General features: G+C 64.0%; 21 protein-coding genes and 1 pseudogene. 10 read left to right on the forward strand and 12 right to left on the reverse strand.

Going from position 1 to position 25,662, the window contains the following annotated elements; genetic code table 11:
* Positions 1 to 152 precede the first annotated feature (152 nt).
* Both IAE40_RS14215 and IAE40_RS14220 read right to left on the reverse strand, forming a co-directional pair.
* A complete protein-coding gene (locus IAE40_RS14215) occupies positions 153 to 1,472 on the reverse strand; it encodes an NAD(P)/FAD-dependent oxidoreductase (protein ID WP_197889975.1) in 1,320 nt (439 codons plus the stop codon).
* Between the two features lie 95 nt (positions 1,473 to 1,567).
* Positions 1,568 to 2,290, reverse strand: a complete 723-nt coding sequence (locus IAE40_RS14220; RefSeq protein ID WP_153774407.1) for a GntR family transcriptional regulator — start codon at positions 2,288 to 2,290, stop codon at positions 1,568 to 1,570.
* 285 nt (positions 2,291 to 2,575) lie between these two features.
* On the opposite strand from IAE40_RS14220, the gene IAE40_RS14225 reads away from it, so the two are divergent.
* Positions 2,576 to 2,917: a YgaP family membrane protein gene (locus IAE40_RS14225; RefSeq protein ID WP_054895034.1), complete on the forward strand. Its 342-nt coding sequence runs from the start codon at positions 2,576 to 2,578 to the stop codon at positions 2,915 to 2,917.
* 101 nt (positions 2,918 to 3,018) lie between these two features.
* Here IAE40_RS14225 and IAE40_RS14230 read toward each other — a convergent pair whose 3' ends face one another.
* Both IAE40_RS14230 and IAE40_RS14235 read right to left on the reverse strand, forming a co-directional pair.
* Positions 3,019 to 4,227: a hypothetical protein gene (locus tag IAE40_RS14230; RefSeq protein WP_200603413.1), complete on the reverse strand. Its 1,209-nt coding sequence runs from the start codon at positions 4,225 to 4,227 to the stop codon at positions 3,019 to 3,021.
* 40 nt (positions 4,228 to 4,267) lie between these two features.
* Positions 4,268 to 4,717: a YcgN family cysteine cluster protein gene (locus IAE40_RS14235; RefSeq protein WP_197889979.1), complete on the reverse strand. Its 450-nt coding sequence runs from the start codon at positions 4,715 to 4,717 to the stop codon at positions 4,268 to 4,270.
* Positions 4,718 to 4,864: 147 nt separating this feature from the next.
* On the opposite strand from IAE40_RS14235, the gene IAE40_RS14240 reads away from it, so the two are divergent.
* On the forward strand, positions 4,865 to 5,458 hold the full coding sequence (locus IAE40_RS14240) for a nitroreductase family protein (protein WP_054895037.1): 594 nt from the start codon (positions 4,865 to 4,867) through the stop codon (positions 5,456 to 5,458).
* 54 nt (positions 5,459 to 5,512) lie between these two features.
* On the opposite strand, the gene IAE40_RS14245 is transcribed toward IAE40_RS14240, so the two are convergent.
* From IAE40_RS14245 to IAE40_RS14260, 4 genes are all read right to left on the reverse strand, one after another.
* Positions 5,513 to 6,445: a D-2-hydroxyacid dehydrogenase gene (locus tag IAE40_RS14245; RefSeq protein WP_063543652.1), complete on the reverse strand. Its 933-nt coding sequence runs from the start codon at positions 6,443 to 6,445 to the stop codon at positions 5,513 to 5,515.
* A 73-nt stretch (positions 6,446 to 6,518) separates the two neighbouring features.
* A complete protein-coding gene (locus IAE40_RS14250; RefSeq protein WP_065861425.1) occupies positions 6,519 to 6,812 on the reverse strand; it encodes a YcgL domain-containing protein in 294 nt (97 codons plus the stop codon).
* The gene (rnd, locus tag IAE40_RS14255; RefSeq protein ID WP_054895050.1) at positions 6,809 to 7,942 is read right to left on the reverse strand and encodes a ribonuclease D; all 1,134 of its coding nucleotides are present in this window, start codon (positions 7,940 to 7,942) and stop codon (positions 6,809 to 6,811) included. The genes IAE40_RS14250 and rnd overlap by 4 nt, the downstream gene beginning before the upstream one ends.
* A gap of 103 nt (positions 7,943 to 8,045) precedes the next feature.
* Positions 8,046 to 9,683 carry a phosphoethanolamine transferase gene (locus tag IAE40_RS14260; RefSeq protein ID WP_200603414.1) on the reverse strand — a complete coding sequence of 546 codons (1,638 nt, stop codon included), beginning with the start codon at positions 9,681 to 9,683 and terminating at the stop codon, positions 8,046 to 8,048.
* Positions 9,684 to 9,960: 277 nt separating this feature from the next.
* On the opposite strand from IAE40_RS14260, the gene IAE40_RS14265 reads away from it, so the two are divergent.
* On the forward strand, positions 9,961 to 10,197 hold the full coding sequence (locus tag IAE40_RS14265; RefSeq protein WP_054895041.1) for a YdcH family protein: 237 nt from the start codon (positions 9,961 to 9,963) through the stop codon (positions 10,195 to 10,197).
* Positions 10,198 to 10,251: 54 nt separating this feature from the next.
* Here the strand turns inward: IAE40_RS14265 and IAE40_RS14270 are convergent, their stop codons facing one another.
* Positions 10,252 to 11,421: a trans-sulfuration enzyme family protein gene (locus IAE40_RS14270; protein ID WP_065861421.1), complete on the reverse strand. Its 1,170-nt coding sequence runs from the start codon at positions 11,419 to 11,421 to the stop codon at positions 10,252 to 10,254.
* 152 nt (positions 11,422 to 11,573) lie between these two features.
* Here IAE40_RS14270 and IAE40_RS14275 point away from each other — a divergent pair, with 152 nt between their 5' ends.
* The 3 genes from IAE40_RS14275 (at position 11,574) to IAE40_RS14285 (ending at position 14,099) form a co-directional block, all read left to right on the forward strand.
* Positions 11,574 to 12,032, forward strand: a complete 459-nt coding sequence (locus IAE40_RS14275) for an Lrp/AsnC family transcriptional regulator (protein WP_054895043.1) — start codon at positions 11,574 to 11,576, stop codon at positions 12,030 to 12,032.
* 144 nt (positions 12,033 to 12,176) lie between these two features.
* The gene (gene moaA / locus IAE40_RS14280) at positions 12,177 to 13,181 is read left to right on the forward strand and encodes a GTP 3',8-cyclase MoaA (RefSeq protein ID WP_081255212.1); all 1,005 of its coding nucleotides are present in this window, start codon (positions 12,177 to 12,179) and stop codon (positions 13,179 to 13,181) included.
* A gap of 21 nt (positions 13,182 to 13,202) precedes the next feature.
* Positions 13,203 to 14,099, forward strand: a complete 897-nt coding sequence (locus IAE40_RS14285) for a bestrophin family protein (RefSeq protein WP_200603415.1) — start codon at positions 13,203 to 13,205, stop codon at positions 14,097 to 14,099.
* Positions 14,100 to 14,168: 69 nt separating this feature from the next.
* On the opposite strand, the pseudogene IAE40_RS14290 reads toward IAE40_RS14285, so the two are convergent.
* Positions 14,169 to 14,300: pseudogene (locus tag IAE40_RS14290) on the reverse strand (molybdenum cofactor biosynthesis protein); the annotation flags it as partial.
* Positions 14,301 to 14,481: 181 nt separating this feature from the next.
* On the opposite strand from IAE40_RS14290, the gene IAE40_RS14295 reads away from it, so the two are divergent.
* Positions 14,482 to 15,369, forward strand: coding sequence for a LysR family transcriptional regulator (locus tag IAE40_RS14295; protein WP_197889987.1), 888 nt, complete (start codon positions 14,482 to 14,484; stop codon positions 15,367 to 15,369).
* A 6-nt stretch (positions 15,370 to 15,375) separates the two neighbouring features.
* Here IAE40_RS14295 and IAE40_RS14300 read toward each other — a convergent pair whose 3' ends face one another.
* Together IAE40_RS14300 and IAE40_RS14305 are read right to left on the reverse strand one after the other, a co-directional pair.
* Entirely contained in the window at positions 15,376 to 16,236 is an 861-nt protein-coding gene (locus tag IAE40_RS14300; protein ID WP_234465149.1) for an alpha/beta fold hydrolase, read from the reverse strand.
* Positions 16,237 to 16,316: 80 nt separating this feature from the next.
* Positions 16,317 to 17,207 carry a LysR family transcriptional regulator gene (locus IAE40_RS14305; RefSeq protein WP_200603416.1) on the reverse strand — a complete coding sequence of 297 codons (891 nt, stop codon included), beginning with the start codon at positions 17,205 to 17,207 and terminating at the stop codon, positions 16,317 to 16,319.
* A gap of 154 nt (positions 17,208 to 17,361) precedes the next feature.
* Here IAE40_RS14305 and IAE40_RS14310 point away from each other — a divergent pair, with 154 nt between their 5' ends.
* The 3 genes from IAE40_RS14310 to IAE40_RS14320 all read left to right on the forward strand — a co-directional run bounded on the left by IAE40_RS14310 (position 17,362) and on the right by IAE40_RS14320 (position 25,594).
* The gene (locus IAE40_RS14310; protein WP_054895048.1) at positions 17,362 to 18,102 is read left to right on the forward strand and encodes an SDR family oxidoreductase; all 741 of its coding nucleotides are present in this window, start codon (positions 17,362 to 17,364) and stop codon (positions 18,100 to 18,102) included.
* A gap of 916 nt (positions 18,103 to 19,018) precedes the next feature.
* A complete protein-coding gene (locus IAE40_RS14315; RefSeq protein WP_200603417.1) occupies positions 19,019 to 21,871 on the forward strand; it encodes a winged helix-turn-helix domain-containing protein in 2,853 nt (950 codons plus the stop codon).
* A 165-nt stretch (positions 21,872 to 22,036) separates the two neighbouring features.
* Positions 22,037 to 25,594 (forward strand): hypothetical protein, encoded by a 3,558-nt coding sequence (locus IAE40_RS14320; protein ID WP_200603418.1) that lies wholly within the window; start codon positions 22,037 to 22,039, stop codon positions 25,592 to 25,594.
* The last annotated feature ends 68 nt before the right edge of the window (positions 25,595 to 25,662 follow it).

Consider the following 25,662-nt stretch of genomic DNA (forward strand, 5'->3'; position numbering starts at 1 on the left):
TTCAGGACGAGCGAACCCGCGACACTGAAAAAGACTTTCAGCCCCGTGAGCTCGAAGTTGCACTTCGAACCGAAACAGCACGCAATAGAAACCGCAGGCCGGGCATAAAATACCCAGCGAATATCAAGTTGTTTATAACGCTTTAATTGAACTCAGCTTTCTTGTCCGGCGCGGTACTGGCCCCACTTCAGGTTGAAATTCAGGCCCAGCGAAACCAGCGGCGCCGGTGGGTTGGCACAAGGGCCCGGTGCATTGAGCACAAACTCGATCAATTCATTTTTCTCGCCCGCCAACCAGTCGGCCAGTAACTTGCCGGTGGCGGTGCCGCGGGTCACGCCCAGGCCATTGCAACACAGGGCGGCGTAGACATTGGATGACAACTCGCCGAAGTAACCCATGTGATTGCGCGACATCGCCAGGGCACCGCCCCAGGTATATTCGAATGGCAGGTCAGGCAACATCGGGAAACGCCGGGCGAACGCATCGCGATGACGCACGGCAAAGCGCTCCAGGTACTTGCTGTTGGCGCGCCCATCGGGGTTGAAACTGAAACTGTTGCGGATCAGCAGGCGGTTGTCCGGGGTGCGTCGCACCGTGGTCCCGAACGGATCGGCCGGAATCACGCCCCAATAGGGCTTGCCGCCGAGTCGCGCCTGCTCTTCTTCGGTCATGGGCCGGGTCAGGCTGGCATAGGTGAACACCGGCAGCATCCGCCCCTTGAGGAAGCCGAAGCTCATGCCAAAGGCATTGGTGGTGAGCACCAGCTTGTCGGCGGTAATCGAACCCTGGGCGTGCTTGAGCACGGTCTTGGCGCCGTACTGCACCTCGGTGATCGGTGTGTGTTCGTAGAGGGTGACGTTGGCCGGCAGGTTGTCGGCCAGCCCCTTGACCAGCGCCGAGGGCTGGATCAGTGAGGTGCCCGGGGTGAACAGGGCCTTGCGATAGAAGTCGGTGCCGATGTGTTCGGGCAACTCGTCCGCCTCGAGCATCTGGTACGGTTGGTCGAGCCGGTCCAGGCCCCGACGATACGCGTCGAGTACCGCGACGCCGCGCGGTTCGATGGCCGCCTGGTACTTGCCACAGTGTTTCATCTGGCAATCGATGCCGTGGCGCTCGACCAGTTCCTTCAAGAACGATTGGCCACTGAGGTTGAGCTTCATGGTCTTGCGAGCGATACCGATATCGCCGATGTAGTCCTCGGCACCGATGTCATGGGGCAGGTCGATGGCGAAACCGGCGTTGCGCCCGGACGAACCGAACCCCACCTCCTGGGCTTCGAGCAACACGACCTGGTCATCAGGAAAGTGCAGTGCCAACTGGCGCGCCGCGGCAAGCCCGGTAAAACCGGCACCGACCACGACCCAGCGCGCGGCACTGTGGCCGCGATGCGGTGCCTGGATACGGCGTCCCTTGCTCAGGTGATACCAGCCACAGCGGCTGTCGTCGGCGGGCAACGAGGCGATCTTGGTCATTTCAGGAACCCGATATTGTTGTTAGCGTCTGTTCCTCATCACGCCCGTCCCTCCCGGCGTCCTGCCAGTACCTGGGATGGCGATGAGTGCTGCATCTACAAGGCCAGTACCACTTCCATTCCCTGGGGCGCCGCGTATTCGGCCATGCGGCGACGGGACAGCTCGAAGTGCTCGCGCACCAGCTGCCCGGCAGTTTCGGGGTCGCGGCGCTCGATCGCCTCGATCATCTGTTCGTGTTGCACGCAGGCCAGTTCGAGGTCGCGCTGCATGTCATCGGTGGTCGGGTGGCGATAGAAGATCTTGCCCAGGCGGGTGTGGTCGATGAGCAAGCGACGCAGGCTGGGCATCAGGTAATCGTTGTGCGCCATCTTGCCGATTTCCAGGTGGAAGGCGTCGTTGTAGAGCACGCGGTTTTCCACATCCTTCTGTTCGATCGCCTCGCGAAACAGCGCCTGGATCGCCTTGAGCGCTTCGATCTCGCCGGCGGTGGCGTGGGTCGCGGCCAGTTGCGTGGTGGCGATGTAGATCAGCGGCGCGGCGAGGAAGAAGCTGTGCAGCGAATCGTGGTTCATCGCCGCCACCCGTGGTGCGCGGTTGGCTTCGAGCTCGATATAGCCCTCGGCGGCCATCTGGCGCAGCAATTCACGTACCGGTGGTCGCGACAGCCCGAACTCGTCACTCAGGGCCAGTTCATCCACCACTGCGCCAGGCACCAGCTCCATGCTCAGGATGCGCCGGCGCAATGCTTCAGCGAGCACGCCCTTGCGATCGAGCGGCGCTTCTCCGGTGAGTGGATGGACATCAGAACTGGCTTTCATGGCGGCCTTTTTGTTGGTCATGGGTCACTGTCTACAATTTGTATAATGAATATAGAGCGCCGTTAGACAATGTGTCTACAGCTATTTCGATGAGCGGTCTGCAGGGTTGCAGGCGGTCGGTATTTGACCATACCTGCATGTCTGAGCGAGACAAACCGGGGTCTGGAAAAGACATTGCACACGGCCGCGACGCCCTGCAGGCAATGAGCGAATCCGACAATTGCACTGAACGCCAGGGCCGCGGACAGGGTCAGCTGCTTTACCAACCCACAAGGAGACCTACCCATGCTCGATATCCATTCGGCGTCAGACAGGCATGACCACAACGTCCAGGGCTGGGAGCGCGTCAGCTCACTGGCAGGCGGTGCCCTGATGATCAGCAAAGGGATGCGCCACGGCGGGCTGATCGGCTTGTTGCAGGTAGCGGTAGGCGGCATGGCGCTGGCCCGCGGCATCAAGGGCCATTGCGCGACCAAGGCCTGGTTCCACAAGCATCGCGCGGAGTACAACCGGTTGCATGCCGATATCGAACGCGGGGCAGCTGAGTTGAAGGCACTCAAGGCCAGCGCCGAGGCGGCGACCCGCACGGTGACGGTGACCGGTAAGGATCCGTTGGCTGGGGTCTGAATCGGCGGTGGCCTCTTCGCGGGCAAGCCCGCTCCCACATATCCCGAGAACACCGCTGAACCTGTGGGAGCGGGCTTGCCCGCGAAGAAGTCACCACCGGCTCAACGCAACAACTTGCTCTCCAGCACCTCGGACTCGCGCCCCAGCACGCTCTCGCTGATCTGGATGAACTCTTCTGTACTGACACTGGCCATGCGCATCAGCGCACGAGTGATGTCGTCCAGCGAGCGCTTGTTGTGGCTGTGCAGGCGAATCTCGCGGTCGAGCGCCTGCAGCAACAGCACGCCCCTGGCCACCTGCATTGCGTCGGCCTGCTCGGTGCGAAGGGTCTTTACCTTGGCGCCGTCCTTCTGCAACCGCGCCTGCAACGCCTGGTAGCGGTCATCGCTGATGCCACCGGCGCGGCGCAGCACTTCGATGGCGTAGTAGTCGGTCAGGCTCTCGCCCAGCCAGTCACTGCGATCACGGTCGTCGATCTGCGCGAACAGTTGCACCAGCTCACGCAGCAGCGGGCTGCTGCCGCTCTCGCCGATCAGTGGGCGGGTGCTGTGCAGGTACAGCGAGTTGCGCGAAGCACGCGCACCGCGCCACATGTCGTCGCGGGCACCGACCACCAGCAGCTTGGGCGGATTGCGCGGGAACACCGCCTGCAACTGCGGCCAGACGAAGGTCATCAGGGTGAGGGTATCCATGCGCCGCATGCCCTGCCCCTGCGGTGCGGCGACCGTCACCTCGGTATCCCCCAGGCGTGCGCGGCGGCTGCCGAGGTTGCCGGCGAGCATCCAGCCAGTGGGGCGATCGAACAGGCGCGAGACGTTGTCGATACGGAATTTCTGCTTGCCGATGCGCGGCCAGGCTGTCTCGACGCTCTGCCAGCCCGACGGCAACTCGAAGGCCAGGCGTGTCACCAACTCGGTGCCATCCTGCTGATCGAGACGGGCCGGGGGCACGAGCTGCTCGCCGCGAAACAACGCCCAATGCGGCGTGATGCGTGCTTCATGAGCGCTGCCATGGGGCTTCACATCGAGCTGCACGCGGTAACTGAGGCTGCTCTTGCCTGCTCCGGGGTGCCAGACGCCACGGTCCTGCTGCACCTGCCACTGGCCGTCCGCCTTGAAATCGCTGTAGGCGCCCTGCCTGCCCAGGTCGAAGTCCAGGCTGCGCACCGGCGTGCCCTCGGCCAGGGTCAGGCGCACTTCGGCCTGGCCCGTCTGGGGCAGCAGGCGCACCTGGTAATCCAGATCGACCTTCTTCGCCCAGGCCGGGAAGCTGGCCGACAGGGCCAGTAGCAACAACAACGGGCGACGCATACAGAAACTCCTTGTTCCCCAGAGGCGCAGGCCAGGCGGATCAGCCGGCGCGAAATATCAGGTGGTCTTCCCAGTCGTCTTCGTCGACATCGTTCTCGCTGAGCATCCGCCCGGACTGGGAAATGCGCTGCTCATGGACCTGCTCACGGTCACCGCAGACCAAGTGGTGCCAGGCCGGCAGGTCCTTGCCCTCGCTGACCAGGCGATAGCCACAGGTGGTCGGCAGCCATTTGAACTGGTCGGCCTTGCCCGGCGTGAGCTGGATGCAGTCGGGCACCTGGTCGAAGCGGTTGGGGTAGTCGCTGCACTGGCAGGTGTTCATGTCCAGCAGTTTGCAGGCGATACGCGTGTAATAGATGCTGTTGTCATCCTCGTCTTCGAGCTTCTGCAGGCAGCATAGCCCGCAGCCGTCGCAGAGCGACTCCCATTCCTGCGGATCGAGCTGGTCGAGGGTCTTGCGCCGCCAGAAGGGCGCGGGGTCGGCGATCATCACACGTTTTCCTGCAATCACTTTGAAGGCCGCGGCGCGCGGCGGCGCCAGTCTAGAGCCTGGCCCGACGCAATGCCATACCGCTTGTCAGTGCCGAACGGACGCAGTAGCGTTCAGGCTTTCCCTCTTCCTTTCGCAGGAGCCCGCATGAGCGCCAATCCCCGCATCGCCGACTATGCCATCAACGAGCAGTTCATCAACCGCTGGTCACCCCGTGCGTTCAACGCGGAGCCGATCAGCGAAGAGACCCTGCTGAGCTTCCTCGAAGCCGCGCGCTGGGCGCCATCGGCCTACAACTCGCAGCCCTGGCGCTTCCTCTATGCCCGCCGCGACACGCCGAACTGGGAGCGCTTCCTGGAGTTTCTGGTGCCGTTCAACCGCAGCTGGGCACAGCAGGCCTCGGCGCTGGTGCTGATCCTCTCCAAGACCACCTTCACCGCGCCTGGCGCCAGCGAAGAGACTCCTGCCCTGTGGCACACCTTCGATACAGGTTCGGCCTGGGGCCACCTGGCGCTGCAGGCGAGCATCAGCGGCTGGCACACCCATGGCATGGCCGGGTTCGACCAGGAGCTGGCGCGCAAGGAACTGAAGATCCCCGAAGGTTATGTGCTGCACGCGATGGTGGCGATCGGCAAGCTGGGCGACAAGGCCAGCCTGATCGAAGCACTGCAGGCCCGTGAAGTGCCGAGCCCGCGTCGACCGCTGAGCGAGTTGGCGGCCGAGGGTGATTTCAGTCTCTAAGACTGGGCTGGCCCTATCGCGGGACAAGCCTGCGATAGGGCCAGCAGAAGCACCTCAATACCCGCGCGAGAAATCCACTTCCCCGCGCAACCCCTGCCCCGCCGCATAGGCCCGGACGTTCTCGACGAACAAGCGCACCATCGCCACCGGCGAGGTCGGTGCCGAACTGTGGCCGGTCAGCAGCAGCCCCCAGGCGGTCCAGAACGGATGGCGCTGGGGCAACGGCTCCTGGCGGCAGACATCGATCACGGCACCCGCCAGGTGCCCGCTCTTGAGTGCCTCGACCAGGTCGGCATCGACCACCGCCACACCACGCCCGGCGTTGATGAACAGCGCGGTCGGCTTGAAGCACTGGAACAGCGCGGCATCGTACAAGTCATGGGTGGCCGGGGTATCCGGCAGCAGGTTGAGCACGTAATCGACCTCACCGACCAGCCGCGGCAACGCATCCAGCCCCGCCACTTCGACGAACGGCGCCTGCTCGCGTGGGCTGCTGGCCACGCCATACAGGGTCACGCCAAACGGCAGCAGGAACTCGGCCACCCGCTGGCCGATGTCGCCGGTGCCAACGATCAGCACCTTGCGCCCTTCCAGGCTGTTGCCCGGCCGGCCGTCCCAGCGCCGCTCGACCTGGCTGACCAGGCGCGCCAGCACATCGCGCTCGTGAACCAGCATGTAGGTCAGCATGTACTCGGCCATGACCTGGCCGAAGATGCCCACCGCACGGGTCAGGCGATAGTCACGCGGCAGGCCGTCGGCCAGCAGCGGCGTGATACCCGCCCAGGTGGACTGCATCCAGGCCGGCTTGTGGCCCTGGCGCAGCAGGCTGGCGACCAGGTGCGGCTCGCCCAGCCAGATCGGGCATTCAGGGGCGTGGCGCGACAATTCGGCGGAATCGCCACTGGTCAGGACCTCCAGGTCCGGTGCCAGCTCGCCCAGCAGGCGAGCGTAAAGGGCATGATCCTGTTCAGCGATCAGAACGCGCATCTCGATGACAACCTTGCAGAACGACGAAAGCGGCCCGTCGAGGGCCGCCTGTTGATAGGGTTCGCGCCCCGGCTCAGGCCGGATCGTTGCGCCGCAGCAGCTCTTCGGGCAGATGCTCGATGTAGTCGTCGTCCGGTGGCGGCATCTGCAGGTGATAACCCTGGTTGTCGAGGTTCTCCAACACCTTGACGATGTCCTCGCGGGCCAGCTTGCGCTCGGGGGTCAGCACCAGGTCGAAGGCATGCACCGGCGTACCGAAGAACGGCAGCAGGCCCTCGGGCACGCGCTCCAGGCCCTCGGCCTTGAGCACATACAGGTACATCTCGCGCTTGCGCGGGCTTTTGTAGATCGAGCAGATACGTTTCATCGAGTCTCTCCGGCGCCTGCCAGATCATCCAGCAGGGCCTGGCCCATCCGCTCACGGCGCCAGCCGCGCAGCGAATCGGGCAATTGATAGGGGCCATTGGGGTAGCCGCTCTTGAGCAGGGCTTCCAGGGCCTTCTTGCGCAGCATCAGCTCAGGGGCGATCTGCAGGCGCTCGCCTTCGGCCTGGCCGATGGCGCGCAGGCGCTTGAGAATGCCGGCGGCTTCGATCGGCAGCGGCTCGGGCAGCACCGCGGGCCATTGCTCGGCAGGCTGGCTGGCGGCGTTCTTGATCAGCTTGAGCAGCGTTTCGCCGTCCTGGCGGATGGTGCGCGGGTGCATCTCCTCGATCTTGGCCAGCGCCGACAGGCTGTCGGGCTGACCCTTGGCCATGGGCCACAGCGAGTGCTCCTTGAGGATCCGGCTGCGCGGTACATCGCGGCTGCGCGCTTCACGCTCGCGCCAGGCGCAGAGCTCGCGCAGCACCGCCAACTGCTGCGGGCCGAGTTTCCAGGCCAGCTTGACGTCGCGGTAAAGGGTTTCGGGCTCGACTTCACGGCGCATTTGCGCCACCAGCTCGGCGCCGTCCTCCAGCACCCAGGCGTACTTGTCATCCGACAGGCGCGGACGCAGGGCAGTGAACAGCTCGGCCAGGTGCACGGCATCTTCGGCGGCGTAGCTGACCTGGGTTTCGGACAGCGGACGCTGCAACCAGTCGGAGCGCGTCTCGCCCTTGGGCAACTCGATGCCCAGCACGTCCTGGACCAGACGCGAATAGCCCATCGAGAAACCGATATTCAGGTAGCCCGCGGCCAACTGCGTGTCGAACAGCGGCTGCGGCAGCTTGCCGGTCAGGCGCAGCAGGACTTCGAGGTCTTCGCTGCAGGCGTGCAGTACCTTGACCACGCCGCTGTCTTCGAGCAATTCGCCCAGTGGCTGCCAGTCGCGGATCAGCAGGGGGTCGATCAGGTAGGCGCTTTGGCCATCGCCGACCTGCACCAGACCAGCCTTGGGATAGAAGGTATCGACCCGCATGAATTCGGTGTCGACGGCCACGAACGGCAGCGTACGCCACTTCCGGCAGAGTTCGGCCAGGGTCTGGTCGTCACGGATCCAGTGTATTTCGATGGCCACAAGGCTCTCCCACAAACATTGGCGCGCAGTATATACGGCGCGGGCACTGCTCGTGAAACCCGGGCCATCCATGGTGGCGATCAGCGGTAGCGCTGGCGCGCGATCAGCTCCTGGCCGTCAGCCAGGGGCGACACCCCGCAAACATGTCCAGCGACTGCTGGTACACCTCGGTACGCACCTGCAGCAGGCCGAGCATCGAGTGGAACAGGTTGTCCTGGCTCAGCGGCGTGTCACGCATCTTCGACAGGCAGTCGGTATCGACGGCGAAGTCCTGGCGGTAGCTGTCGGAGAACCAGGCCAGCAGCGGGATGTGTTTCTGCTGGTCCGGGGCGAGCATGTACGGGGTGCCATGCAGGAACAGGTTGTATTCGCCCAGCGACTCGCCATGGTCGGAGAGGTAGATCATGGCGGTGTCGACCTTGTCCTGGTGCTTGCGCAGGGTGTCGATCAGCGACGCCAGCACCTCGTCGGTGTAGACCAGCGTGTTGTCGTAGCTGTTGACGATGTCCTGCTGGCTGCACTGGTTCAGGGCGTTGCTGCGGCACACCGGAGTGAAGTGCTCGAAGCCTGCCGGGTAACGCTTGTAGTAGTCAGGGCCATGGCTGCCCATCTGGTGCAGCACCAGCACGGTATCCTTGTCGAGGCTGTCGAGCAGCGCATCGAGGTTCTGCAGCAGGATCTGGTCGTGGCACTCGCCATCGGCGCACAGGACCGGGTCCTTGGCGCTGGTGAGGTTGACGTAGTTGAATCGATCGCAGGTGCCTTTGCAGCCTGACTGGTTATCGCGCCACTGCACCTCGATGCCGGCACGCCCGAGGATATCGAGCAGGCCCTCGCGGCGGCTGGCCAGGCTCGGGTCGTAGTCCTTGCGTGCCATGCCGGAGAACATGCAAGGCACCGACACGGCCGTCTCGGTCCCGCACGAATGCACATCGGTAAAGCCCAGCAGGCCAGCCTCCTTCGACAGGCGTGGCGTGGTATCGCGGCCATAACCCAGCACACCGAAGTTCTCGGCGCGGGCACTTTCACCCACCACCAGCACGGTCAGCGACTTGCGCTCGTGCTTCTGCCAGGCGGCATCGCGATGGGCATCTTCGCCGTATTTCTGGAAGGGTTTGGCAGCGCTGCCGAGCTTTTCGCTGGCATAGCTGAACGACGCCCCGACGATATTGCTCGGGGTGAGCATCAAGTGCAGTTCGTGGTGATTGCGAAACAGCGACGACAGGCCCTGGTAATTGACCAGCCCGATCGAGCCCAGGGCTGCGACGCAGGCGCCGCTGACGATGAGCTTGCCCAGCAGTTCGCGGTGCCAGGGGCGGTAGGCAATGCGTGCCTTCCAGAGCAACAACGACGGCACGACGCCCAACCCCAGCATATAGAGTGCGAACTTCAAAGACAGCAAGTCACGCACTTCTTCGATGTTGGTTTCGGCGACATTGCGGAACATGCCGGCATCAATAAGTACGCCATATTGATTCATGAAGTAGGCGACACCGGCGCCACTCATGAACAGCACAATCAATACCGGTTTCAATACATACTTGAAGGCCAACAACGTCAATATCAGATTGAAGGCGAACAACATCAGTACGGCAAACGCCAGGCCTAGCCACAGCCCAACCATGCCGGGGGGCAGGATGGTCTCCAGATGCTCCCAGAGGAACAGATTGAGGCCGATCAACAGGTAAAGGCTGGCCAGCAGCGTGACCCACTCGGTCCGCAGTGATTTGATTTTCAACATGGCGTTCGCAATCAGAGTTTAGAAGCGACCAGGCGTACCCGGGCGGGCACCTTGGGAAGTTGGCCGAACTGTAGAAAGCGTAGCATCAATTTTTTGTGAAAAAGACGCCAACAATCGGTTGTGATGCGTCTTTCATGATTAATTAAAGTTCATTCAGCTGCCATTCAGCAGCGTGGCGACGCTGCCGCCTCATCCGGCGAACCGCTCCCGCTGTCGGCAAAGGCAGCTATCCTGAAGGATCAGGATTCTTATCAACCCCTGAAACAGAGGTGAAGAGATGCCAGTCCCGCACGATCTGCTAGCCGACCTGCACATTACCGAAGACAAGTTCCAGGCCCTGATCGACAAGGATCAGGACCTGCACAAGCTGCACAAGGAATACAACGCCAAGGACAAGGAAGTGCTGGCCGCCGAAGGCAACGGCACCAACGACGAGGCGGTCAACCGCCTGCGCAAGGAACGTCTGCTGATCAAGGACAAGATCGAACGGATCATTCATCCGCCCAAGGGTTGAGGTCGTTCGTTGCAACGCCGTCGCGGGACAAGTCCGCGATGGCGTCAGCCGCCGTTACGCAGAGGCCGCCGCCTGCAACCCCGCCTCGAGGTCGTCGATCAGGTCGCGGTAATCCTCGATCCCCATCGACAAGCGCACCAGATTCTCGCTGATGCCCATCACGCCCTTCTGCTGCGGGCTGAGCGAGTTGTGCGACATGGTCCAGGAATGGTTGATCATGCTCTCCACACCGCCCAGCGAGTCGGCCAGGACGAAGATCGACAGCGCCTCGACCAGGCGGTTGACCGCCGCCCGGTCACCCTTCACACGCAGCGCCACCACCGCCCCGCCAGTGCGCATCTGGCGCTGGCACAGCGCATGCTGCGGATGGCTCGCAAGCCCGGGGTAGAACACCTGCTCGACCTGCGGGTGCTGCTCCAGGTACTGCGCCACGCGCAGGGCGTTGGCGCTCTGGCGCTCCATGCGCACATCGAGGGTCTTCAGGCCGCGCAGGGCCAGGTAGCAGTCGAACGGCCCCTGGATCGCACCCACCGCCATGCTGATCTTGCGCAGGCGCGCCAGCAGTTCATGATTGCCCGCCACCACCACCCCGCCGGTCAGGTCGGAATGGCCGCCGATGTATTTGCTCGCCGAGTGCATCACCAGGTCCACCCCCAGGGTGATCGGCTGCTGGTTCCATGGCGAGCAGAAGGTGTTGTCGATGCAGGTGAGGATGCCGCGCTCGCGGGCCAGGTCGCACAGCGGCTTGATGTCCACCAGGTGCAGCAGCGGGTTGGTCGGCGATTCCAGCCAGATCATCTTCGTATTCGGACGAATCGCTGCGGCGACGGCGTCCAGGTCGTTGAGGTCGACATAGGTGGTGGTCAGCCCGGAGGTGTGTGCCCGGTAGTCCTCCATCAGGCGGAAGGTGCCGCCATAGACGCCATTCATCACTACCACGTGGGCATCCTTGGGCAGCAGTTCGAGCACCGTGGCGGTGGCACTCACGCCCGACGCGCAGGCAACCGCACCGACACCCTCTTCCAGGGCTGCGACACAGGTTTCATAGGCGTGGCGGGTGGGGTTGGAAACACGGCTGTAGGCGTATTCGGGATTGTCGTCCAGGCCGCGCTTGATGAACGAGCTGGAGGTGACGATGGCCGGGAAGATAGCGTTGTCGGCGACGCTGGACTGCTCGCCGGCGTGAATGGTGCGGGTGGCGAAATTGCGCGGTTTTTCGGCCATGGTCGGATCCGTTGACTGAAGGGGGTCAGGTAGAAAACCGCCACTATCGCATATCCCGGTCCGACCCGCTGCAACGGCGCCGGGCGTAGCAAGAGATTCCCCGATTGAGCTACTCTCGAGAAACTTTTTCTGCAAAGCAGGCCCCTATCGCCATGGACAGTTTCGACCAGCACATCCTCACCCTGCTCCAGCGCGACGCCTCGATCTCCCTCAAGGACCTGGCCGAGGCGGTCAACCTGACCACCACGCCCTGCTGGAAACGAGTCAAGCGCCTGGAAGACGAAGGCTATATCCGCGGCCGCGTCGCCTTGCTCGACCCCGAGCGCATCAACCTGGGCCTGAGCGTGTTCGTCCAGCTCAAGACCCAGCGCCACGACAGCGCCTGGCTCGAGCATTTCGCCAGGACCGTGACCAGCTTCGAAGAAGTGATGGAGTTCTATCGCATGTCCGGCGACTGGGACTACATGCTGCGGGTGGTGGTCAGCGACATCGCTGCCTACGACCGCTTCTACAAGAAGCTGATCACCAGCACCGACGGGCTATCGAACATCACCTCCAGCTTTGCCATGGAACAGATCAAGTACACCACGGCGTTTCCGGTGTATCGGTGAGAAGGTCGCAGTAGCGGTCTGATGCGCGCTCACTGATCGCTTGATAGACCAGACCTATCAAACGGTCGGGCAAAGCAATTTGACGCCCGTGCCTGCAGGTTATAGCGTGGACATTACCCCCACCCCACCCTTCCGAGCGCGAACGTGGAACACAGCAGCCAGGCCCTGATCGACGGTTTCAACCGGAAAATCGACTACCTGCGAATGTCGGTGACCGACCGCTGCGACTTCCGCTGCGTCTACTGCATGGCCGAAGACATGCAGTTCCTGCCCCGCCAGCAGATCCTCAGCCTCGAAGAGCTCTACCAGGTCGCCGAACGTTTCGTCGCACTGGGCACCCGCAAGATCCGCCTGACCGGCGGCGAGCCGCTGGTACGCCAGGGCATCGTCGACCTGTGCGGGCGCATCGCCGCCCTGCCCGGCTTGCGCGAGCTGTGCATGACCAGCAATGGCTCGCAGCTTGGCCGCCTGGCCCAGCCGCTGTTCGACGCCGGCGTCACACGCCTTAACATCAGCCTCGACAGCCTCGATGCCCAACGCTTCAAGGCCCTGACCCGCACCGGCGACCTGGCCCAGGTGATCGCCGGCATCGACGCTGCGCGCCAGGCAGGCTTCCGCCGCACCAAGCTCAACTGCGTGGTGCTCAAGGGTCGCAATGACGATGAAATCGTCGACCTGGTGCGCTTTGCCATCGACCGCGAACTGGACATCACCTTCATCGAGGAAATGCCCCTGGGCGTGATCAGCGAGCACGAGCGTGGCGAGTCGTTCTACTCCAGCGACGATGTGCGCGAGCGCCTGGAGCCGCACTTCACCCTGATCGAATCGGCCGAATCCTCCCAGGGCCCGGCCCGCTACTGGCGACTGGCCGAAGCGCCGCAGACGCGGGTCGGCTTCATCTCGCCGCACAGTCACAACTTCTGCGCCACCTGCAATCGTGTGCGCCTGACCGTCGAAGGCCGGTTGCTGCTGTGCCTGGGCAACGAGCACTCGATGGACCTCAAGCAGGTCCTGCGCAGCCATCCCGATGACAGCGAGCGCCTGGAACAAGCGATTCGCGAGGCCGTGCACCTCAAGCCCTACCGCCATCACTTCGAGGTGGGTGGCGAGGTGCAGATCCTGCGTTTCATGAACATGACCGGCGGCTGATCGGCCGTCTCTGGAACCGCCTTGATCGTCCATTCCAACACCGACATGCTGCGCATGCTGTTCACCCTGCGCGGCTCGATCGTCAAGCGCATCGCCCTGCGCTGCCTGATGGTGACCTTGCTGGCCGCCCTGATCGTGCTGGTCGAGCGACGTTACCCAGCGCTGTTCTACCCGGTCAGCGCCACGCCCTTCACCCTGCTCGGGTTGTCGCTGTCGATCTTCATGAGCTTTCGCAACAACGCCTGCTACGACCGCTGGTGGGAGGGGCGCAAGGCGTGGGGACGAATGGTCATCGAGACCCGCTCGTTCATCCGCGAAAGCGTGATGATCGCAGATCCGGCCCTGCGACGTGAGCTGCTGCGCAGCCTGTGCGGCTTTGCCCATGCGCTGAACGCGCGCCTGCGCAACGAGGACGAACTGCACGCCGCAAGGCCCTGGCTAGCCGAGGGCGCAGTCGTCACCGAGCACAATGTCTGCGACGGCATCCTGCGCGTAATCGGCGCGCACTGTGCGCGACTGGCCGAACAGCAGCACATCAGCGAATTCCGCTACACCCTGCTCGAGCAACGTCTGCTGGGGCTTTCCGAGGTGCAGGCGACCTGCGAGCGGATCAAGGGCACGCCGCTACCGTTCCCCTATACCCTGCTGCTGCACCGCACCATCTACATCTTCTGCCTGCTGCTGCCGTTCGCCCTGGCCCAACCGCTGGGCTGGCTGGCGCCGCTGTTCACCACCATCGTCAGCTACACCTTCCTTGGCCTGGATGCGATCGGCAACGAGCTGGAGGATCCGTTCGGCCGCGACGAGAACGACCTGCCCACCGACGCCATGGTGCGCACGCTGGAGCGCGATGTGCTGTCGGCGCTGGGCGAGCCGCTGCCACCGGTGCTGGAGCCGGTGAAGCATGTGTTGAGCTGAAGCAAGCCCTCTCCTGTAGGAGCGGGCTTGCCCGCGAAGAGGCCCGCCAGACCAACACACCGCTAACGATCAACCCCGACTCTCACACGCCCCCACCGCCTTCAGGTGCGGCACGAAGTTGCACGGCCGATGCCGCGCATCCAGTTGCTCCACCAGAATGCCCTCCCACGCGGTGCGGCAGGCGCCGGTCGAGCCCGGCAAAAGTACGGGTATCGCTGACCGTCAGCACGGCGATATTGAGCGGTACGAATACCGCATCCGGTTTGACACTCAGGGGTTTGTCTCCAAGGGGGATTTTGCGTCACGCTAGAGCCCTCGGGCGCATGCGTCCAATCGATACGACGTACCGTCCGATCAACACCCTCTATCGCCAGGCCGAACCATGGACATCAAGCAGCTCAAGTTCCTCATCGCCCTCGACCAGACCCGCCACTTCGGCCAGGCCGCCGCGCTGTGCCACATCACCCAGCCGACCCTGTCGATGCGCCTGCGCAACCTGGAGGACGAGCTCGACCTGGTGCTGGTCAAGCGCGGTCAACGTTTCGAGGGTTTCACCGAAGCCGGCGAGCGCATCCTGGCCTGGGCCAAGACCCTGCTCGCCGCCCACGACGGCCTGCAGGCCGAGGCTGCCAGTTGCCGCGGCCAGGTGGTCGGCAGCCTGCGCCTGGGCACCGTGCCGCTGGCCAGCTTCAACCCGATGGAACTGCTGCTGCCGCTGCGCGAGAAATACCCCGAACTGCACTTCCAGCTGAGCTCGCTGAGTTCGGAGCAGATCATCGACGGCCTGAGCCGCAACCAGCTCGACCTGGGCATCTGCTACCTCGACCAGGTCAATGTCAATTTCTTCGAGGTGGTCGAGCTGGGTATCACCACCATGGGCCTGCTGCACGACACCCGGCACTTCCAGTTCGACACCGAGCAACTGCGTTGGGAAGAACTCGACGGCCTGCCGCTGGGCCTGCTGAGCAAAGGCATGCACTACCGCCAGTCGCTGGACCTGAGCTTTCGCAGCCGCGGCCTGGAGCCCCAGGCCGTGCTGGAAAGCGACTCGACCTTCCAACTGATCCAGGCACTGAACGCCGGCATCTGCTGCGCGGTGATGCCGCTGGACTGCGGCCTGGAAGATCTGAGCGAACACCTGCGCATCATCCCGGTGGCCGACGCCAGCATTCACAGCCCGGTGGGCCTGCTGCTGCGCCGCAGCGAACCGCGCTCGGCCATCGCCGAACAGTGCTTCAACGAAGCGCGGGCACTGTTCAGCGCAGGCTGAGCCTGCTCAGCGCTTGGCCAGGAAATCCAGCATCACCTTGTTGAACACCTCAGGCTTCTGCAGGAACGCAAAGTGGCTGGTGCCCTCGATGAACTGCAGCTTGGCACCGGGAATGCTCTTGGCGATATAGCGGGTGTGATCAGGCTTGATCGCCTCGTCGTGATCGCCGTCGACGATCAGGGTCGGCGCCTTGATGGTCGCCAGTTGCGCCGGCGTCCAGTTCGGTTGCTGCTGGTACATCTGGGCCAGCGCGGCATTGAGCTTTTCGAAACCGTCCGGCGTTGGCGACAACTGCTTGTACTCCTCGGCGGCACGGGTGATGAAGGTGCCGAAAGCAGGCTTCTTGTCGGCATCCGGGAAGGCACCGGTCGGGTCGGTGTTGGCGCCGAAGGCGATGATCCGGCCGACCTTGTCCGGGTAACGCATGGCCAGGTCCAGCGCGGTGATGCCACCGTCGCTCCAGCCCACCACATCGACCTTGTTCAGGCCCAGCTGTTTCATCAGCCCGACCACGTCATCGGCCATGGCGTCGTAGCTCAGCGGCAGGCCATTGGCATTGCTGCGACCATGGCCACGGGTGTCCACCGAAATGACCTGGTAATGCGTCGACAGCGCCTTGGCCTGGCCGGCCAGGTAGTCGGCATTGGCCGGGCCGCCATGCAGCAGGAACACCGGCGTGCCCTTGCCTTCGATGTGGTAGGCGAGCTGCACGCCATTGACCTCGGCGGTCTTGAACGGCCCTGCAAGGTGTGGCGTGGGCGGCAGGACCTCCCAGGTTTCGGCAGCCTGGGCGGTAGCACCGAGCATGGTCAGGCCAAGGGTGCCGAGAAGCAGAGTGCCGCGGGCAAGGGTACGCAGGTGGGGCATGGTGACGACTCCGGTCGTTGGGGGTTTCAGCTCGTAAACGCGCGCCACGCCGGTTTATTCCGTCACATCTCGTCACCCGGTCAGCGACCTTGCCCCAACTGCGCCGCCAACCACTGCGAAAACACCCGCACCCGCGCCGACAGTTGTCGGCTCTGTGGGTACACCACCGACACCGGCATCGGCGGTGGCGGGCAGTCCGGCAACAATTCGCGCAGGCTGCCGGCCGCCAGTTCATGGACAATCCGGTAGCGTGGTACCTGAACGATCCCCACCCCCGAAAGCGCCGCGCCGGTGTACAGGTCAACGCCGGTCACCGAAACCCTCGCGGGCAACAAACGCTCCACCACCTCACGACCGACCCTGAACTCCAGGGGCACCGCCCGCCCGGTGGCGCTGGACAGGTAATCCACCGCGAAATGCTGCTGCAAGTCGTCCAGCGTGGCGGGCGTGCCGTGCTGCGCGAGGTACTCGGGGCTTGCCACGGTCACCTGTTCCAGGCTGGCAACCTGTCGGCCGATCAACGACGAATCCTGCAGCAGGCCCGCCCGCAGCACGCAATCCACCCCTTCGCGCACCAGATCGACCAGTCGGTCGTCCTCACCGATGTGCAGGGTGATGTCCGGGTACTGCGCCAGGAACCCACCCAGCGCCGGCATGACGAAATGCTTGGCCAGGGTGCCCTGCAGGTTGACCCGCAGCAGGCCCTTGGGAGGGGCGTTGCGAAAGGCGCTTTCGGTCTCCTCGAGGTCCAGCAACAGGCGCACGCATCGGTGGTAGTAGGCCTCGCCATCGTGGGTCATGCGCACGTGCCGGGTGGTGCGCTCGAGCAGGCGCACGCCGAGGCGCTGCTCCAGGCGCTTGATCAGGTTGGTGACGGTGGCCCGCGGGATCTGCAGGTCCTCGGCAGCCTGGGAAAAACTGCCGCGCTCGGCGATACGCACGAACACCTGCATTTCCTGGAAGCGATCCATGGACGGGTTCTCCTGGAGGGTGGCGGCTACCCTTGCTTCGCAAGGGAAAGACGCCAAGTCGATAATTAAAGCAAATGGAACACTGATCGCACTTGCCGCGCAATTATCTTTTTTCGCCAACAGTCCACACTCCTTCCCACACCCACTCAGAAGGATGCCCAGCATGACCTCTTCCGTAGCCCTGATCACCGGTGCCTCGCGCGGCATCGGTGCCGCCATCGCCCGCCGCCTCAGCCGTGACGGCTTCGCCGTGGCGATCAACTACGCCAGCAACGATGCCGAAGCCGATGCACTGGTGGCCGAGATCCGCCAGGCCGGCGGCAAGGCCATCGCCCTCAAGGCCGATGTGTCCAGTGCAGGCCAGGTACAGACCCTGTTCGACACCATCGAGCGGCAACTGGGTCGCATCGATGTGCTGGTCAACAACGCCGGCATCCTCAAGGTCGCGCCCCTGGCGCAGACCAGCGACGAGCTGTACGCCCGCAACTTCGCGATCAACACCCAAGGCGTGTTCAACACCCTGCGCGCTGCCGCGACACGGCTGAACGACGGCGGGCGCATCATCAACCTGACCAGCACCACGCTGGCCCTGAAAATGCCAGGCTACGCCATCTACAACGGCACCAAGGCCGCGGTAGAGGCCTTCACCCAGGTGTTCGCCAAGGAACTGCGCGGTCGCAACATCACCGTCAATGCCGTGGCCCCGGGCCCGGTGGAAACCGAACTGTTCCTGGCCGACAAGACGCCCGAGCAGATCCAGGCCGCCACCCAGGCACCACCCCTGGGCCGCTTGGGCCAGCCAGAGGATATCGCCGGTGTCGTCGCCTTCCTCGCCGGCCCTGACAGCGGCTGGGTCAACGGCCAGATCCTGCGCGCCAACGGTGGCGTGGCCTGAACAGCCGATAACGCCGCCCCACGCCCCTGATCTTCCCGCCTTTTCTGCACCCCGGCCCCCGGGGTGCTGTCATGCGTGGCGGTTTATCGCCACGGCCTGTTGTGGTGCAAAAAAATGATGGCCCGCGCAATGTTTTCGAGCAATTACTCGAAACTTCCGAACTTTCCCAATAAAAACAGTCGATAACAAATTTCGTGCGCGTGACAGTATACGAAAGGCGACCGCAAACCCTACCGCAAACCCGCCATTTGTTTCATGACAAAGATGACAACTGCGAATGTGTTCACAAACTTCGCGATGGCGGATTACCGCCAACTAATAAACGACACAAAAGGATGTTCTAAATAGTCTCCACAGGAGGGTCAGTTTATCCCCACCCAACAATGAATCGCGCCGCGGCCGTGCATAGAGCACACACTTAATGTCCCTTGCCAGGTATGGCGGGGAACCGCCAGGCGCTGTTCGTTTTTTCTCAGCACACACCGTCATGAACCGTACAGCCCGCGATTTACAAAGCCTCCATGCGCCGTCTTCGTCCTGCAAAGCACGTCCACGGCCTCGCTCATTCGGCAACCCGAACGTCATACGAATGAAACATTCGGAATCCCGAATAAAACAACGACCGACCCCGGCAATGCGCATCGTTTCGCGAAAGTTCAAGGACGCCCGTTACCAGATGATCATTGGATCCATGGCACGGTACTTGCCAGAATTTGATCCGCTGCGGAGTCCTTCCGCGACGTGCCTTGCGAAAGATGAGCGAACAATGACAAGCGAATGGCCATTGGCTGTCGAAGTTCGCCCGTGCCACCGAGACAGACCTTACGTCGGATCGTGCTGTTTATCCTGAACATGTGAAACAACAAAGGCGCCCTTCAAGACCGCCAATAACTAACTCATTCATAAAGGTTTAATCATGCCCCTGACCAAGACCAAGCCCGGAAAGATTGTCGCCCTGGACGCTCTGGATACCCCTGATCCGGAAAACGCCCTGTGCTTTGGGTCCTTCGTGCTCTACCCCCAGCAGCATCTGCTGTTCAAGGACGGGGAACTGGTGCAGTTGGGCAGCCGTGCGCTGCAACTGCTGGTCACGCTGGCGAGCCGAACCGGCGAGCTGTTGGAGAAGAACGAGCTGCTGGCGCTGGTCTGGCCCAAGGTCATCGTCGAGGAATGCAACCTGCGCGCGCAAATGACCACCCTGCGCCGAGTGCTTGGCGAAGAAGGAGACTTCACCTACATCGTCACCGTACCGGGCCGCGGGTACCGCTTCGTGGCTCCGGTGACCATCCGTGAAATGGCGCCGCAACCCCTGCTTGCGACCAAACCCGGCAACGACCTGCCGAGCCTTGGCAGCAGCGTCATCGGCCGCGACGACATTTGCCAGACCTTGGCCGAAACCCTGCGCAGCCGCCGCCTGCTCACCCTCACCGGCACCGGCGGCATCGGCAAGACCACCCTGGCGCTGACACTCGCCCACGCCATGGCCGAAGACTTCAGCGAGGGGCGCACCTTCGTCGACCTCACGGAGGCTGACCAGCCTGCCTGCGTCGCCGACCTGGTGGCGGCGGCGCTGGGCATCGACAGCACCGCACAAGACGCCGTGGCGCTGATCGCCGCCCTGCTCGACGAAGCCCGCCACCTGCTGATCCTGGACAACTGCGACCACGTGCTCGAAGCCACCGCGACCCTGGTCGAAGCCCTGCTGCAACAGGCGCCGGGCTGCCACATCCTGGTCACCAGCCGCGAAGCCCTGCACGCCGAAGGCGAATGCGTGCACGAGGTCGCGCCGCTGCCCTGCCCCGCAAACGATCACGTACTGTGCGCCGCCCAGGCCCTGCTCAGCCCGGCCGTCCAGTTGTTCGCCGAGCGCGCCGCTGCGCACGACACGGACTTTGCCTTCAGCGATACCGACGTGCCGGCGGCGCTCGCACTGTGCCGTACCCTCGACGGCAATCCCCTGGCCATCGAGATCGCCGCCAGCCACGTACGCGCCTTTGGCCTGGCCTATCTGGTCGAGCTGCTCGATGGCGACTTCCGCCTGCAGATGGCCGGCCGGCGTACCGCCCTGCCCCGCCACCGCACCCTGCAAGCCTCGCTGGAGTGGAGCCACGCGCTGCTGTGCACGCAGGAGCAGGCGATGTTCCGTCAGCTGTCGGTGTTCACCGGCAGCTTCACCCTCGCCGCCGCCAAGGCGGTGGTCGAGGTCCAGCCAGGCCCTTTCCAGGACGCTGCCTGGCTGGTGGAAAGCCTGATGGACAAGTCGCTGCTGGTGGCCGCCGGGGCGCAACCGATCAAGCGCTACCGCCTGCACCACACGGCCCGCGTGTATGCGGCGCAGCAGCTGGCCCTGCATGACGAGACCGCCGCTATCGCCCAGCGCCACGCGCAGTACACCCTCCAGGAACAACGCCGCGCGGTGCAAGACCTTGAGCGCCTGGACAGCGACAGCTGGCTGGCCCTGCACAGCCCCGGCAGCGACAGCGTACGCAGCGCCTTGAGCTGGTGTTTCAGCGAACAGGGCGACGCCTGTCTCGGCGTCGAACTCACGCTGATGAGCGTGCCGCTGTGGCTGCGCCTGTCGCGGGTCGACGAATGCCACGCCTGGGTCGACCGCGGCCTGCGCTTCGAGGCCATCACACCCCGCCAGCGCATGCTCTTGCTGACACTCTCGGCCAGCGTCATGGCCCTGACCCGCGGTGCCGGGCAGTCGATCCGTGACGCCTGGCAGCAGGTGATCGAAGACGCCCGCACCCTCGGCGACACCGAGCATGAACTGCGCGGCCTGTGGGGCCTCTGGCACGACCACTGCTGCAGCAACCAGCACGCCGAGGCGCTGGACCTGGCCAACCAGTACATCCAGCTCAGCGAACGCACCGGCATCCTCGAACGGCGCATGCTCGGCCGGCGCATGCGGGCAACGCCGCTGTTCCAGATGGCCGACTTCGATGGCGCCCGCCAGGCGATCAGCGAAGCCCTGAGTTTCCCGATGATGCCCCGCGCCCACGTCATCGACAGCCACTTCGACCAAGGTATCGCCGCGCGCTCGCTCAAGGCCCAGGTGCAGTTGCTGCAAGGCCAGGTCGGTCAGGCCCTGCTGACCATCGAGGCCAACGTCGAAGCGGCGTTGACCCAGCACCACCCGGCCAGCCTCTGGTACACCCTGAGCCTGAGCGCCATCCCCATCACCCTGCTGGTCGGCCACGAAAAGCGCAGCCGCGAGTTTCTTGCCCGTCTCAAAGAGAGCCTGGGGGGCCACGAGATGCCGGTATGGCGCCTGTTCGTCCGGTGCTTCGAGCACATCCTGCTGATCCGCCAGGGCAATGCCGAAGACGGCGTGCGCGGCCTCGGCGAAGCGCTCGACCAGCTCCATGCGATCGGCGACAGCCCGCTGTACAACCTGGTGCGCAGCGAGTACGCCCAAGGTCTTGCGCAACTGGGCCTGGAGCAATTGGCCATCGAGATCCTCGACCAGACCCTGGCCGTGACCGCCGCTCGCCAGGAACGCTGGTTCCGCCCCGAGCTGTTGCGCATCAAGGCCCAACTGCTGGCCAGGCCCGATTCGCCCGAACGCCAGGCGCAAGCCCAGGAGCTGCTCAACCAGGCCATGCAGGAGGCCCAGGAACAGGGCGCGCGCTTCTGGGCCGGACGCATCACCGCCACCCTTTCGCAGTTGACCAGCCAACCGGAGGAAGCCCCCAGGCGCACCAGCCAGGCCTGGGATCAGCGTCGTCAGGAGCGCCAGTTCAACACCCAGTTTTCACACACGTGAAACCTTGCTGTAACTTGCCAAGGTTGTGCGTTTCAAAGGTCGAGGTCGCCTAGGATCAGACTTCCATGAACCTTTGATGTCGGTCGCGCAACCTGGTCGCCCAGCAACGGAATCGTCTCGGGCTGCGGGGCTGCGCTTGCCGCCGTCCTCGCCCCGGACCGTGCAATGATCAACAGACCCGAAGCCCCCTCCAGCAGCAGCCCTTCCTCCCCCTCCGACACCGCCGGCCTATTCGACAGCGTCCTCGACAAGGCCCGCCTGCTGCTCAGCGATCCGGGCGCGGACAAGACCTTCAAGCCCAAGGTCCTGGCGGCCAACGACGGCGGCGGCAGCGTGCCGCACGACAAGCCCGCCGATGCCGACAGCTACAAGGACATCACCGAGCTGCCGGAAACCCTCGATATCGGCAAGCTGAAGATCGTCGCCCAGGACAAGGACAACGGCGTCATCTACTTCGAGCACGGCGGCAACAAGTACCAGATCAGCGAGAAGGCCGCGCAGGACAGCCAGCCAGGCTACGAGACCTTCGAGAACCTGCGCTTCGGCCATGCCGTGCCGACCCGTGAAGACCGCGGCCCCGACCACGGCACCCAGCTCTACAACCTGCTCGACACCTTGGCCGACACCCAGGGCACACCAGCCCACGACCTGATCGTCGCCGGCCTCACCGACCCGGGCCAGTCGCTGCTGCGCAAGGACGACAGCGGCTTCCTGCTGGACAACATCCAGTCGGTGGAGCAGGCCACCGACGGCGTGCTCAAGGTCAAGCTCACCAACGGCCGCGAAGTCATCATCGCCGAGGGCATCACGCCCGAGGCCTATGCTGCCTACAGCGGCGCCGGCAAGACCCGTGTCGCACTGGACGACGCCAAGGCCGCCGGCTACGAGCAGGTCACCGGCCTGCCCGCCGGCCTGGACGTGGACAAGCTCAAGGTGGTTTCCGAAGACAAGGACGCCCACGTCATCCTGTTCGAGCACGACGGCCACAAGTACGCGATCAGCCGCGACGACGCCAAGGCCCACGACCGCGGCTACGACTCGCTCGACAGCGTCCCCTCCGCCGCCGCCAACCAGCCCGCCCCGGAGAACCGCGGCAGCCAGCTGTACGACTTCCTGCACGCGCTGGACACGACCAAGGGCACGCCCGCCTTCGACTACATCAAGAACGCCCACAAGCTGCCCGACCAGCACCTGCAGACCCGTGCCGAGGGCACGCTGGGGATGAACGACATCAGCAAGGTCGATGCGCCCACCGACGGCATCCTGGTGGTCACCAAGGCCGACGGCAAACTGGTGGTGGTATCGCGCGACGTCTCCCCCGAAGCCTTCCTCGACTACAGCACCAAGGGCCAGACCCTCGCCGGTCTGGAAAAGGCCAAGGGCGACGGCTACACCAAGGCTGGCCCGGACGACTACCTGGCCTCGACCGAGGACATCATGAGCGTCGGCGGCATCGGCGACTACGGCCCGGGCCTGATCGCCTTCACCCAGCGCAAGCCCGGCGGCGAAGAGCAGAAGATCATCGTCTCGCAGTTCGACAACCCGCAGATGTTCGAACAGATCGCCGACTACCGCAGCAGCATCGCCGAGCAGGTCACCGACGTCGACAAGCTGCGCGCCGACCATGGCCTGCCGCCGCTCAAGGAAGTCTCGGTGGATGAGCTCGCCACCACCGAAAAGGACGAGGACGGCCAGCCGTTGTCGGTACGCGACCTGGCCATCCGCGACCTGGTCGATGGCTACCGCGCCGGGATCAAGGACGGCAGCATTGCCAAGGACGACCCACGGGCCAAGCTGGTTCGGGCGCTGGAAGCCAAGAGCATGGCCGACCATGGCATGTCGATCATCCCTGAGCATGGCTTTGGCAACCATGGCAACGCCAGCGACCCGATCACCGTGACCTCGCGCGATGTGCGCGACGAGATCTTCGATGCCAAGGCCATCGATGCCCAGCTCGGCGAACTGCTCGGCGACCCGACCATCGTCGCCGACCTCAAGAGCAAGCACGACGCGGCCCTGGGCAAGGTCGAAGGCGGCTCGGCGAAAGTCGACGAAACCCGCCAGAAGCTGCTCGACAGCACCTCGTCGGAGAACTTCGTCAAGTACATCAACGACCTGCAGGCCAACGGCCAGACCGAGCTTGCCACCAGTGAAATCCGCAGCGCCTACGCAGGGCTCGCCGACATCGATCCGGCCAAGGCCGACCAGTTCCTGCAGAACCTGCAGATCGACGGCTACACTATGGAGCTGGACAAGCTGATCGCCGACCCCAGCAAGATCTCCGACGACAACACCGCGCTGGCCACCACCGACCAGACCCTGCTCATGCTCCAGGCCCTCAAGGCCGGCGGCGACAGCATCCCGCGCAGGTCGCTGGCGACCTACGAGAAGTTCGTCGAGATGCTGCTCAAGGACAAGGACATGGCCACCGATTTCGGCAAGGTCATGAGCAACCTGGGCGACACCTGGCAGGCCAACGGCAAGATCACCCTCGACGACATCAACAAGGCGGTCAGCACCGAGTTGATGCCGAACCTGAGCGCGGAAAATCGCGGCGCCTTCGTCAAGACCTTGTCCTTCCTCAGCGACAATGGCGTGCTCGGCTCGATGGGCGGTGCGATCTCTCTGGGGCGGGCCATCTATCAGCTGGCCGGCAAGGGCGGCACGCTGGCCGACACCCCACGCGAGCGGGCCGGCATCGCCAACGACTTCATCGGCTTCCTCAGCACCGGTTCGCACTTCGCCACCCTCGGCACCAAGGCCTTCGACAAGGCGTTCGGCACCAACGCCTACAAGCTGATGGGCCTGGACCGCTCGGTGCCGACCATCTGGAGCAAGCCAGGCACTGCGGGGCCCGAGATCCCGCGCAGCGTGCAGGATGTGCAGAACCAGTACTACAACATCATCGACGACGCCATGGCCGACGGTAAGGATGTCGGCAAGGCGCTCAACGGCCAGCCGTTCGACGAAGCCACGATGAACAAGCTGCACCAGGGCATCGAGAGTGGTATCGAAAAGCGTGGCGGCGTGGTCGGCGCAGGCAAGATCGCACGCTTCGCCGGCAGTGCGATCAAGGTCATCGGCGCCGGAGCCGACGTGGTCGGTGGGGTGATCGGCGTGGTCATGGGTGGCCTGACCATCCGCGACGGCGTGCGTGAGAAAGACCCGATCAAGATCGCTTCCGGTTCCTTGTCGGTCGCAGGTGGCGTCAGCAGCCTGTTCGGTGCAGCCGGCAGCGTCGCCGGGGTGTTCGGTGTCACCGGGCGCCTGGTGCCCCTGCTCGGGCCGGTGGGGTTCCTGTTCTCCGGAGTGTTCTCCTTCGTCGGTGCGATCCTCAACGACGTCAAGTCGCACAAGCTGCACAAGATCTCGCTGCAGAACTGGGACCAGATCCAGGACTTCAAGCAGGACGGCCTGCTCAAGCCCAACGGCGACGAGGCTTATGTGTGGCTGCAGACCTACCTTTCCGATTGGGGCCAGCGCGACGCGCCGGGCGATCGCAGCATCTTCGACTTCCGCAAGGAAGAGTGGGATGCACGCTCGAGCATCCGCGGCGACCATCGCGTCGATCATCCGGATTACATCGGCGACGGCAACAACCGCCGTTCGGAAGACTACAAGTACTCGCTCAAGCCCTCGGACTGGATCGACGACAACGGCAACATCATCTCGATGGTCGGTGATGGTTATGGCGGGCCGTACAAGCCGGTGGACAACGGCTGATCAACCCTTGCCTTGTGGGGCGGCCGGTAGCCCCGCCCCAACCGGCCCCACACCACAATAGGGCCCGG

The sequence above is a fragment of the Pseudomonas sp. S44 genome, from assembly GCF_016624805.1.
GTDB lineage: Bacteria > Pseudomonadota > Gammaproteobacteria > Pseudomonadales > Pseudomonadaceae > Aquipseudomonas > Aquipseudomonas machongensis.